The organism is uncultured Bradyrhizobium sp., from assembly GCF_964252615.1.
In the GTDB taxonomy this organism is placed as follows: Bacteria; Pseudomonadota; Alphaproteobacteria; order Rhizobiales; family Xanthobacteraceae; genus Bradyrhizobium.
The window spans coordinates 70062-82380 of the sequence record NZ_CAXUNQ010000013.1; the positions used below are offsets into that span (position 1 = coordinate 70062).

At 63.8% G+C, this 12319-nt stretch carries 7 protein-coding genes; 5 read left to right on the forward strand and 2 right to left on the reverse strand.

The features are described 5' to 3' along the window. The first annotated feature begins 34 nt into the window (after nucleotides 1–34). The 4 genes from ACFE72_RS09940 to ACFE72_RS09955 are packed head-to-tail and all read left to right on the forward strand — an operon-like array spanning nucleotide 35 to nucleotide 10512. Nucleotides 35–8902, forward strand: coding sequence for a VCBS domain-containing protein (locus ACFE72_RS09940; RefSeq protein ID WP_375412919.1), 8868 nt, complete (start codon nucleotides 35–37; stop codon nucleotides 8900–8902). Nucleotides 8903–8955: 53 nt separating this feature from the next. Next, nucleotides 8956–9465, forward strand: a complete 510-nt coding sequence (locus ACFE72_RS09945; RefSeq protein ID WP_375412920.1) for a phage tail protein — start codon at nucleotides 8956–8958, stop codon at nucleotides 9463–9465. Nucleotides 9466–9507: 42 nt separating this feature from the next. Next, on the forward strand, nucleotides 9508–9987 hold the full coding sequence (locus ACFE72_RS09950) for a phage tail protein (RefSeq protein ID WP_375412921.1): 480 nt from the start codon (nucleotides 9508–9510) through the stop codon (nucleotides 9985–9987). 9 nt (nucleotides 9988–9996) lie between these two features. After that, entirely contained in the window at nucleotides 9997–10512 is a 516-nt protein-coding gene (locus ACFE72_RS09955; RefSeq protein WP_375412922.1) for a phage tail protein, read from the forward strand. A 150-nt stretch (nucleotides 10513–10662) separates the two neighbouring features. On the opposite strand, the gene ACFE72_RS09960 is transcribed toward ACFE72_RS09955, so the two are convergent. Further along, a complete protein-coding gene (locus tag ACFE72_RS09960) occupies nucleotides 10663–11205 on the reverse strand; it encodes a prolyl hydroxylase family protein (RefSeq protein ID WP_375412923.1) in 543 nt (180 codons plus the stop codon). Between the two features lie 73 nt (nucleotides 11206–11278). Between ACFE72_RS09960 and ACFE72_RS09965 the strand changes: the two genes are divergently transcribed. Beyond that, nucleotides 11279–11791, forward strand: a complete 513-nt coding sequence (locus tag ACFE72_RS09965; RefSeq protein ID WP_375412924.1) for a GNAT family N-acetyltransferase — start codon at nucleotides 11279–11281, stop codon at nucleotides 11789–11791. Nucleotides 11792–11874: 83 nt separating this feature from the next. On the opposite strand, the gene ACFE72_RS09970 is transcribed toward ACFE72_RS09965, so the two are convergent. After that, a complete protein-coding gene (locus tag ACFE72_RS09970; RefSeq protein ID WP_375412925.1) occupies nucleotides 11875–12177 on the reverse strand; it encodes a DUF6916 family protein in 303 nt (100 codons plus the stop codon). Nucleotides 12178–12319: the final 142 nt, after the last annotated feature.

Sequence of the window (12319 nt, forward strand, 5' to 3'; positions counted from 1 at the left end):
CGCGAACGGACGCGTGTATCAATGGAGTAGCGCCATGACGCATTTTTTCAATCTGACGCCAGGAACGGACACGTTCACCGGTGTTTCCGACGACTACAACGCCTTTCAGCTTGATGCGGCGACGCTGCAGTCGACCGATACGGTGACCGGCGGCGCCACCGGTTCTTTCTTCGACGTTATCCTCGTGACCGCGGCGGGCACCATCACCGCCTCGCAATTCTCGGGCGTCACCAATATCGAGCAGATCAACCTCTCGAGTGGCGGCAATGACGTCTCCCTTAGCAACGGTCTGGTCGCAGGCACCAGCACCGGCTTTTTCACCATCCTCGACGGCGGCGGCGACGACACCGTCAATGCGAGCGCGGTGAGTTCGAAGTCCATCGTGTTTTACGCCGCCGCCGGCGCGGATTCGTTCACCGGAGGCGGCGGCAACGATTCCTTGGTTTTCGCCACGGCCGATCTGACCTCGGCCGATACGATCGACGGCGGCGCCGGAATCGACAACCTCTACCTCAGCACCGTCGGCGTCGTGGCCGCGTCCGCTTTCACTCACGTCACTGGCATTGAAGGCATCGGCCTGAACAGCGGTGGCAACGACGTGACGTTGACGAACGCGCTTGTCGCCGGCTCCAACAGCGGCAGCTTCGGCGTCTCGGACGGCGCCGGCGACGATACCGTCGACGCCAGCGGCGTGACCAACGGCGCTACCATCGCATTCTTCGCAAGCACCGGCAGCGACACGTTCCGCGGCGGCAACGGCGCCAACGGCTATGTATTTTCAGCTTCCGATCTCACCAGCGCCGACACGGTGCAGGGCGGCGCAGGCATCGACAATCTGTTCATATCCACTGCCGGGACGCTGGCCGCTTCAGCCTTTACGCATGTGACCAACGTCGAAGCCCTGGTGCTGGCCAACGGCACCAATAATGTGGCGCTGACCAACGGCCTCGTGGCCGGCACCAGTATCGGATATTTCGCCGTAGCAGGCGGCAGCGGCAACGATACGGTGGACGCCAGCGCCGTCACCAACGGCACCGCGATCGCATTTTACGGCACCACCGGCGGCGACGATACCTTCACCGGCGGCAACGGCAACGATTCGTTCCTGTTCACGCCGGGCCAGTTGAGCGCGCTCGACATGGTTGTCGGCGGCGGCGGCAACGACACGCTCTGGATGACCACGGCCGGCACCACGACCACCGCGGCGCTCGCTAATGTCACCGGCATCGAAGGCGTATTCCTGCAGGCCGGCGGCACCTTCGATCTCGCCAACGGCATCACGGGTGCTGCGACGTTCGCCGCCGTCGGATCCGGCGCGGTGGATACCTTCGATGCCACGGCGGTGACAGGTTACAAGGTGACGTTCACCGGCAATGGCGGAGCCGACGTTTTCAAGGGCGGCAGCCAGGACGACACATTTTTCATTGCGGACAGCGCGTTCGCCTCGATCGACGGCAATGCCGGCATCGACCGCATCACGCTGACGGCGGCATCGCAGTCCCTTAACCTGACGGCCAACGCCTCGAAGATATCCGACCTCGAAGTCATCGACCTCAACAGTGCGCTCAATTCCACCCTGACGCTGGCCGGAACCGATATCGCGCAGATCAATGCGAGCGGCAACAGCCTGTACGTCATCGGCGACGCCGACGACACGGTCAATGCGGGCAACGGCTATACCCAGATCGCGTCCGGCGTCACCAATAACGCCGTGGCACCGGGCCGCACCTTTTATGAGTACCAGCACAGCAGCGGCTCATTGCTGTTCATCGACAGCGCGATCACGTCGCTGACGGCAACGACGGGCAATGGTTCGGCGAATGCGGCCGAGGGCACGGCGGCCGGCGCCACCGTATTCAACGCGCAGCAGGCCGGAGCCACGACCTATGTACTCGGCGGGGCCGATGCCGCGCTGTTCAGTATCGACGCCAGCGGCCACATCTCCTTCAACGCCTCGCCGAACTTCGAAACGCCCCAGGATCAGGGCACCAACAACGTCTACGACCTCACGGTCACCTCATCGAACGGCACGGCCACGCCGAATTTCGTCGAGAGTATCACCATCACCGTGACGAACGTTTCGCCGTCGACGCCGGCCGACAGCGACGGCGCAACCGCCGACAGCGTGGTCGAAGGCGCCGCCGCCGGCACCTATACCGGCGTCACCGCGTCCGCCACCGACGTCAACGGGCCGATCGTGACCTGGACGCTGACCGGCGACACCTCCAGCGGCGGTTTTACCATCGGCGCCGACGGCAGGATCACCATCGCCGATGCGAGTTTGATCAACTACGAGACCGCGACCCACAGCTACGACGTGACCGCGCAGGCCAGCGACGGCGCCGGCGGCATCTCGACCCATACTTTTACGATAGCGGTCACCAATACGAACCCGTCCACGCCGGTCGACAGCGACAGCGCGACCGCCAACAGCGTGGTCGAAGGCGCCGCCGCCGGCACCTATACCGGGCTGACCGCGTCCTCCGCCGACGTCAACGGACCGACGGTGACGTGGACGCTGAGCGCCGACAGTTCAAACGGCGGCTTCGGCATCGGCGCCGACGGCAAGGTCGTCGTCGCCGACCCGACCTTGCTCGATTTCGAATCCACCGGCCCCGGCCATACCTACAGCGTTACCGCGCTGGCCAGCGACGGTAACGGTGGAACCGCGTCGCAGAGTTTCAATATCACCATCACCAACGCCAATCCGTCGAATCCCGTGGACAGCGACACCGCGACCTCCGACACCGTCAACGAAGGCGCGGCGGTCGGCACCTATACCGGCGTGACCGCGGCTGCGACCGATCCGGGCGGCAATCCGGTCGTGACCTGGACGCTGACCGGCGACACCTCCGGCGGCGGTTTTGCCATCGGCGCCGACGGCAGAATCACCGTCGCCAATTCGGGCTTGATCAACTATGAGACCGCGACCCACAGCTATGACGTGACCGCGACGGCCAGCGACGGCGCCGGCGGCACCTCGTCGCACACCTTCACCATCGACATCGGCGACGTGGCGCCGTCTGTCCCGGTTGACAGCGACACTGCGACCGCCGACAGCGTCGCCGAGAACGCGGTGGTCGGCACCTATACCGGCGTGACCGCATCCTCCACCGACGTCAACGGCCCGGCCGTGATCTGGTCGCTGTCCAACGATACCTCCAACGGCGGTTTCGGCATCGATTCGACCGGCAAGATCACGGTGATCGATTCCAGCAAGATCATCTACAATGCCGGCGATCCGACCTTCATGGTCACAGCGCGGGCAAGCGATGGCACGGCAGCCAACGAGCAGACCTTCACCATCACCGTCGTTCCGAATACCGCGCCCACGGCGACCAACGATTCGCTCTCCGCCACCGAAAAGGGCGGCGTCAACAATGCCGCCGGCGGCAGCAATCCGTCCGGCAACGTCATCACCGGGACCGGCGGCGCGACCGCCGATACCGACGCGGAAACCCCGGGTGCGCTTACCGTGGTCAGCTTCGGCACCGGCGGCCTGGCCGGCCCGAACAACGGTACCGTCGACGGCACGACGCAGCTCACCGGCGATCATGGCACGCTGACGCTGGCTACGGACGGCACGTTCCACTATCTCGTCAACCAGAGTGACGCCGCCGTGCAGGCGCTGGTGCCGGCAAGCGCCGCGCTTACCGACACCTTCCACTACACGATCCAGGATCCCGGCGGGAAAACCAGCACTGCGGTCATCACCGTGTCGATCAATGGCGCCAACGACCTGCCGGGCGCCGTCAACGATCCGACGCCGACCATGGGCGAGGACGATGCGGCCACGACCTTCGATGTTCGCGCCAACGATTTCCTGGATCCGGATACCGGCGCGACCAACACGGTCGCCCCCGGTTCGGTGACGATCACCGGCACGCCCGGCGGCACCACCTTCGTCAGCGGCGACGTCACAGCCACGGCGGTCGATTCCAACCATCAGATTCAGGTCGCGCTCGGCGCCGCGTTCCAGCAGTTGCACGCCGGCGAAACCGCGACTGTCAACGTGCCTTATACGCTGACCGGCAATGCCGGCGAGACTTCCAACGCGACGCTCACCGTCACCGTCAATGGCGCCAACGATACGCCAACTGCCGTGGACGACTCCGGCTCCATGACCGAGGACCAGTCCGGCCTTGCGTTCACGGTCCTGACCGGACCCGGGGCGGACACGCTCGATCCGGACCACGGCGCGCCCAACAACGTCACCACCACCGGAACGATCACGAACCTGGTCACCCCTTCCGGCGAGGGCATCAGCGCCAGCGATATCACCGTCACGACCAACGTTTCGAACCAGCTCGTGGTGAACCTCGGCGCCAACTTCCAGCATCTGAAGCAGGGCGAGACCGCCACCTTCGACGTGGACTATACGCTGCACGGCGACCAGCCCGCCGATACGTCCACCGCCCACCTGCATGTCACGGTCACCGGCATCAACGACGCGCCGACCGGCGCCCAGGACTTCAACTTCAACCTCGACGCCTCCAAAGACGCCATCGGCAACACTTCGCTGGTGCTCGACGACGGGACCGGACCCGCCGCGCCCGATCCGGCCGGCCCGCAGAAGACGATCAGCGGCAGCCTGCTCACCGGCGCGAGCGACGTCGACGGCCCGAACGCGCTCACCACCGTGGCGGTCACCAACCAGGCCACCGCGCACGGCCACGTCACCATCAGCACCAGCGGCGAATTTTCCTATACGCCGAACGCCGGCTATATCGGCACCGATACGTTCGCCTATACGGTCACCGACGGCAACAGCGGAACGCCGGGCACCGACACGGGCAGCGTCACGATTAACGTCGCGACTCCGAAGGTCTGGTACGTCAACGCGGATGCTGCGACCGACGGCGACGGCACGTCGGCCAATCCGTTCAACACGCTCGCGCATTTCCAGAATACCGGGGCCGGCAATAATGTCGACGGTGCCGGCGACACCATCTTCCTCTACAACGCGACCAACCACTATACCGGCGCGCTGACGCTGGAGAACAACGAGAAGCTGATCGGCCAGAGCCAGGGCCTGACAGTGAACGGCACCCCGCTTGAGGCGGCGGCCGCAGGCAGCTCGACCATCGACGGCACCGTGACGCTGGCGAGCGGCAACACCATCGACGGCATCGCCTTCGGCAACGTGTCCGGCTTCTCGCTGCAGGATTCCGGCGCGACCGTCGGCACCGCCACCGTCGCCCACAGTTCGATCAACAACGCCAGTGGCGGCGCCGTGAGCATCGCCAATGGCGGCACGCTCGCCATGAACTTCAGCAGCATCTCGGCCAGCGGCACCTCCACCAGCGCCATCGCGCTCGCCAACACCACCGGCACGTTCACCGCCTCCGGCGGCACGCTGAATAACGGCGCGTCGACCGCCGCCGACGTCGCCATCACCGGCGATCACAGCGGCGACGATCTCAACTTTACCTACAACGGCGCGATCAACGACACCACCGGCACCACGGTGGCGATCTCCGGCCAGAGCGGCGGCATCAAGGATTTCAACGGCGCCATCACCGGCGGCGCCATCGCGCTCACCACGAATAACACCGGCGCCACGATCAGCTTCGACGGCGGCGTCAACCTGTCGACCGGCACTGCGGCCGCTTTCACGGCCAGCGGCGGCGGCACGGTCAGCGTTACCGGCGCCGGCAACTCGATCACGACGTCGACGGGCCAGATCGTCAACATGAGCGGTGTTTCACTCGGCACCGGCGGGGTGACCTTCGCCACGCTGCAATCGACGGGCACGGTCGGCACAAATGCGATCCTGCTCAACGACGTGGATGGCAACACGTTCACCAGCGGCGGGACGACGATCGCCGGCACCAGCGGCGCGGGCAGCGACGGCATCCATATCAGCGGCGGGTCGTCTTCGATCTTCAATTTCAACGGCACGACGACGGTCAGCAATACCTCCAATGACGGTATCAATCTGAGCGGCGCGAACGGTGCCGTTTCGTTCAATTCCGTCGCGCTCAACGGCATGGCGGGAGACGGCATCGACGTCAGCGGCAACACCAACAGCGTCACGGTCAACGGCGGATCGATCGGCAGCACCGATGATCCGGTCGGCGTCGGCGTCAGGGTCGGCAGCGGCACCGGCGACGTTTCGATCGGGGCCTCGATCACCAAGACTAGCGCCGGCCACGTGGTGGATGTCTCCGGCCATACCGGCGGCACGGTCGGATTCTCCGGCGCGATCAGTGGCACCGGTGCGGTGGACAACGGCATCAGCCTGACGAGCAACACCGGCACAACGATGAACTTCAGCGGCGGCATGACGCTCTCGACCGGCGCCAATACCGCGTTCAATGCGACCGGCGGCGGCACGGTGAACGTGACCAATGGCGCCAACAACCACCTCACCACAACCACCGGCACCGCGCTCAATATCGCCAACACGACGATCGGCGCGAGCAACGTCACGTTCCACGATATCAACGCCAACGGCGGCGTTAACGGCATTGTGCTGAACAACACCGGTACGACCGGCCACCTGACCGTCACGGGCGATGCCGGAAGCACCAACAACAGCTCCGGCGGCGTAATCCAGAACACGACCGGCGCCGGCATCTTGCTGACCAGTACTAAAGACGTGTCGTTCGATCAGATGAACATCCACGACACCGGTGGCAGCGGCATCGATGGAACCGGCGTCACGAATTTCACCTTTACCAACAGCACGATCAACAATTCTGGCAACGGGCTCGGCGGCGCAGACGCGATATTGGAGTCGAACATCGGCTTCAACCATTCGGCGTCGGGCACTTCGCTCGGCAACAATGTCTCCGGCACCGTGACCATCACCGGCAATACGCTGACCAACGCGTATTTCAGCGGCGTCGACCTGGAAGGAAGCGCCGGCACAATTACCAATGCCAACATTTCCAACAACACCATCACCAGCACGACCAGCCAGACGACATCGAAAGGCTCCGGCATCGTGGTCAACGCGACCGGGGACGCCTCGGGAGCCATGAGCATCGATGCGGCCACGATCAATGGCAACAATATCACCGGCTTCCCGAGCGGCTCTGGCATTCTCCTCAGCGGAGGCAACGCCAGTGCCTCCGGCGTGGCCGGACATCTCGGCCTGTTCAACGACAATACCAAGGTGATCGAGGTCGCCAACAACCTGGTTCAAGGGTTCAGCCAAGCCAACGAGATGGCCTCGTTCGGCATCGCTGCAATTCTTACCGGCGGCAATTCGGCCTCGCGCGCCGAGGGTAACTTCAACATCCACAACAACGGTACCGTGGCCAACCCCATCAAAAACATGCTGGGGCAGGCGATCCAGGTCGGCAACAACGGCTTTTCCGACATGCGCATCCACACGGACAACAACGTGCTGGCTCCGCACAACATCAACGCCTCGCAAGGCATCGGTGGTGGAAACGGTGTCGCGGGTGCCGGCAGCGCTTGGACGCCGCATCTGATCTGGAGCATCAACGGCAACACCATCAGCGACACCGATGGAAACGGTATTCTTGCGGTCGGACGTCAAACATCCGGCACGATGGACCTCGAAGTCCTCAACAACACAGTGGCCACACCGACGTCGAGCACGACTCTGGCCCGGCGGACCGTCGAGATCGAAGCAGGCAACGCGGTGAGTGCCGATGATGCGATCCACCTCTCCATCTCCGGCAATACCGTGGGTGCGGGCCTCAACGGCGCGGGCGCCATTGGCTTGCGCAAGCAGGGTAGCGTCAGCACCGTCAATGATTTCGGCATCTTCGACACGACGACCGACGACGCGCTGCCCGGGCACGTCCTTGCGAACAATCCGAGCAACGCTCAGGTACAGGCATTCGTCCAAGCGTTGAACCCCGGAGCTGTCGGTGTCGACGTGCTGCAAGGGCCCGGCTTCATCCGCGACACCACCCACGTTTCACCGCTGCTGGCTGCAGCCGGCGGTATCGCCGGTTCGTCGCCCGGCAATACTCACCTCAACCAGGCTCAACTTGATTCCATCGTCGCGGCGGCGATCGGGCAGTGGGCGCTGGCCGGCGCATCGGCAAGTCAACTTGCAGCGCTACATGCCACCAACTACGTGGTTGGGGATTTGTCCGGCACGATCGTCGGCGAGCAGTCGACGGGGCAAATTACGATCGACGTCGATGCTGCCGGTCACGGCTGGTTTGTCGATCCGACGCCGAATGATAATTCGGAGTTCGCCCATGCGGCAAACGCCGCCGGCACCGACCTGTATACCGATCCCTCCAACGCCGCCGCCGGCCATCTCGACCTGCTCACCGCCGTGTCGCACGAAATGGGCCACGTACTTGGGTTGGACGACAGCACCGCGGCAAGCGATGTCAACGACCTGATGTACATCAGCCTGGTCGATGGCGAGCGCCGGATGCCCGACGCCGCCGATGTGGCGCAAGCCAACGGCTCCGGCGCCCTGCAAGCCGAAGCGGCGCTGCCGGCATCCGCGCAGGCGGCAGCCGGCACGCCAGTTGTGGTCGGCAGCACCGGCAACGACAGCATCGATGCCGGACACGGCGGCAACATCCTGTTCGGCGGCGCCGGCGCGGACACGTTCGTGTTCGGGCCGAGCATCCAGCTCAACGCGCCGACGCCCGCGCAAATTACTCACGTCGCCGATTACAGCGCGGCGCAGGGTGATTCGTTCGACTTCTCCGCGTTGACCTCGGCGTTCCACAACTCAAACGTGAGTGACTCGCTGGTCGTGCGCGCGGTGGAGGATGCGAGCGGCAAGTTCGCGACGCTGCAAGTGGACAACATTGATCCCGCGGGGCTTCCTTCCGCTCCGAATTGGGTCAATATCGCACAGCTTGATGGCGCACATCCCGGAGACGCGGTGAATATTCTGATCGACAACAATCATTCCGTGCACCTCGCGCAGATTCATGTCGACTTATTGGTGTAGTTCCGTTTAATATCACCGGCGAGTATTTAAGCCGGTGATATTAAGGGGGGCACATGGCCGAGCCGTTTCTCTCGGAAATCAGACTGATGTCGTTCAACTTCGCGCCAAAGGGCTGGGCGATGTGCAACGGCCAGCTTCTGCCGATCAACCAGAATCAGCCGCTGTTCGCTCTGCTCGGCACAACCTACGGTGGTGACGGTCGAGTCAACTTCGGTCTGCCTGACCTTCGTGGTCGCGCGCCGATTCATGTAGGTAGCGGGCATACCCTCGGCGAACGCGGCGGCGAGCAGGCGCACACACTGTCGATTTCGGAGATACCGACACACGTCCATGTCGCCAACGCGACCTCGGCAGTTGCCACTCAGAATAATCCGACCAATAGTGTCTTGCTCGCGCAGTCGACATCGTCGCCTCTTTACAGCACTGCTGCGAGTAATCTGGTCGCGATGGCCTCCAATGCCCTTTCTAACGTGGGAGGCAGTCAGGCGCATCTTAATATGCAGCCGTTCTTAGTTATCAACTTCAGCATTGCCCTGCAGGGCATCTTCCCCTCGCCGAACTGAGGAAACGCAGCCATGGCACAACCTTATGTTGGCGAAATTCGCATGTTCGGCGGTAACTTCCCGCCGGCCGGCTGGATGTTCTGCGAAGGGCAGTTGCTGCCCATCTCCGAGAACGAGACGCTGTTCAATTTGATCGGCACCACCTATGGCGGTGACGGCCAGAGCACCTTTGCACTGCCCGATCTGCGCGGCCGGCTTCCGATCCATATGGGTAATAGTTTCGTTATGGCCGAGACCGGCGGCGCGGAGGAGATCACGTTGACGATGTCGCAAATCCCGTCACACTCGCACCCCTACCTTGCGACGTCGAATACTGCCTTGGTGAATCCTCCGCAAAACGCCCTGCTTGCGACTCTTCCAGGCGCGAACATAACCGCGTACCTGACTGACCCTCCGGTTCAGCCATTCAATTCCAGCGGAGTGGGCCCGGTCGGCGGCAGCCAGCCGCACACCAATTTCCAGCCCTATCTCTGCGTCGACTTCATCATTTCATTGTTCGGGATCTACCCGACGCCGACCTAAGAGGACGCCATGGATCCGTTCGTTGCCGAAATCCGCATTTTTCCGTTCAACTTCGCTCCCAAGGGCTGGGCCTTCTGCGACGGCCAGCTTCTGCCGCTGTCGCAGAATACCGCGCTGTTCTCGCTGCTCGGCACTACCTATGGCGGCAACGGCAAGTCCAACTTCGCGCTGCCCGACCTGCAGGGTAGGGCCCCGATGCATCCCGGCCAAGGACCGGGGCTATCGTTGCACGATCTCGGCGAAACCGGCGGCTCGGAAACCGTGTCCCTGCTGGAGAGTGAGATTCCGGCGCATACCCATTCATTTCAATATTCCAACAACGATTCCGGTGTGCAAACCCCTGCGGGTCAGTTGCTCGCCGGCGGCGTTGGAGTTGGTCAGTATGCCGCGCCCGGACCTTTGGTCCAAATGAATCCCAGTGTGATAGCGCCCGCTGGCGGCGACCAGCCGCACAACAACATGCAGCCTTACCTCACCTTCTACTTCAACATCGCGCTGCAGGGCGTATTCCCGCCACGGCCTTGAGCGACGATGGCTCACCGCTACTGTCCATGGTGTGACCGGCTGGGTTTCTGGCCGGAATCCTGCGCCGATACGTCGGCTCGCAAATTAACGTGAACCGTCCCCTGCACCGTGCAGGGGCCGCATCACGGCCGCGTTGGGCCTCTCCGGCGCTTACAGGTACCAGGACACGATGGTGAACCGTTCGCCATGCGCGACAGGGAGCACCTCGTGCGTCGTTTCGGCGCGAAAGCAGATTAGCGTCCCGGGTGCGGGCGTAAGCGGCACGCGCAGGTCCGGGCCGGAATAGGGCCCGTGCAGCACCAGCGCGCCGCCGCCATAGCTTTCCGGTGCGGGCGCCTGCGAGAATGCGCTGAGGAAGATCACCGCCGACACCTTGCGGAAGCGCGAATCGTCGTGGATCAGCGGCGTGTTGCCGTCCTGATGCGCGACGAAGAAATCGCCGGGCAGGTAACGCAGGAACTGCGGCGGCTCGCATGCGGAGAGCGGGTGCCCGAAGCGTCGTTCGAGCGCGTCCGTTTGCTGCATCAGCAGCGCCGTGATTTGCTCCGCCATGCAAGCCGGCACGCTCATGCGGGTCGAGCGCCGCACCAGCGGCTCGACTTTTCCGCCGGGATTCCTGCTCAGCACGGTCGCCTGCGCACCGGCGGCCTGCCGCAGTTCGGCGCGCAGCGCCGCGCATTCGGCGGGGCTCAAGAAAGATTTCACTTCAAAGGCGTCGATCATTCCGGCATCGTAGAAACGAGCAGATTTCCGGTTCACCTGTACCATGAATGACGACAGTCCGCCCTTCTGTTGGTCGCGCGCCGCGCAAGCGGGGCTGACGTTCCGGCGCATCGCCGATTCCGACCTGCCCTTCCTGGCGCGGGTCTATGCCGCGACCCGCGCCGAGGAGATGGCGGTCGTCACCTCGATGACCGGCGCCCAGAAGGCGGCGTTCCTTGATTCGCAATTTCACCTGCAGCACGCGCATTACCAGAAATATTATCCGGACGCCGACTGGCTGGTGATGATGCGCGGCGGCAAGGACATTGGCCGGCTCTATATCGAGCGCTGGCCGAGCCAGCACCGCATCATCGACATCGCCTTCCTCCCCGAGCATCGCGGCAAGGGAGCCGGCGAGGCGCTGCTGCGCGATCTGATGGACGAGGCCGCGGCCGCCGGCAAGGACGTGTCGATCCACGTCGAGAAATACAATCCGGCGATGCGGCTGTACCGCAGGCTCGGCTTCGTGACGGAAGAGGACAAGGGCGTCTACGACCTGATGCGCTGGAAATCCTGATCGCCGTGCAGCGTACCGCTTCGCAACAGCCTTAGCGCGTCGAAGACGCGCCTTTGGCGCTGCGCTGCGTCCGGGGCGCGAACCTATGCGAAGATGGCCTGATAGCTGTTACCGCCGAAGGCCGGCCCGACCGGCACCAGAAATATCTCCATGGTGCCGAGCGCCGGATGCTGGACCGGATAGATCGCTTGCGGCAGCCACGGCCCCGTGGGCGCAACGAAGATCAGCGAGAAGGCGCCACCCGCGCGACCGCTGTTGCCGGCGGGATCGACCTTCACCAGCTTCAGCGGCACCGCGCCGCCCGCGGCCTGCATCTCGAAGGCCGCATCGAGATGCGGCGCGAAATCATCGATGCTGAGCGCCGCAAGATCTGCCGTACCAGCCATTTCAATTTTCTCCCGTTCAACCCAGTCCTTCCCGTATCATGGCAGACGGTCCGGCGAAATACCGCCGCGACAGCGCCGCGCTATCCCTCTGAAGCCCTCGGGCAGGAGGTCTCCATGTTCGCCAGGACTCCGGCAAGTTCGG

What these genes read in the sequence shown, in the direction of transcription:
- ACFE72_RS09965 (WP_375412924.1), top strand. Translation starts at nt 11,279, where the DNA reads ATGAATGACGACAGTCCGCCCTTCTGTTGGTCGCGCGCCGCGCAAGCG.
- ACFE72_RS09945 (WP_375412920.1), top strand. Translation starts at nt 8,956, where the DNA reads ATGGCCGAGCCGTTTCTCTCGGAAATCAGACTGATGTCGTTCAACTTC.
- ACFE72_RS09970 (WP_375412925.1), bottom strand. Translation starts at nt 12,177, where the DNA reads ATGGCTGGTACGGCAGATCTTGCGGCGCTCAGCATCGATGATTTCGCG.
- ACFE72_RS09950 (WP_375412921.1), top strand. Translation starts at nt 9,508, where the DNA reads ATGTTCGGCGGTAACTTCCCGCCGGCCGGCTGGATGTTCTGCGAAGGG.
- ACFE72_RS09940 (WP_375412919.1), top strand. Translation starts at nt 35, where the DNA reads ATGACGCATTTTTTCAATCTGACGCCAGGAACGGACACGTTCACCGGT.
- ACFE72_RS09955 (WP_375412922.1), top strand. Translation starts at nt 9,997, where the DNA reads ATGGATCCGTTCGTTGCCGAAATCCGCATTTTTCCGTTCAACTTCGCT.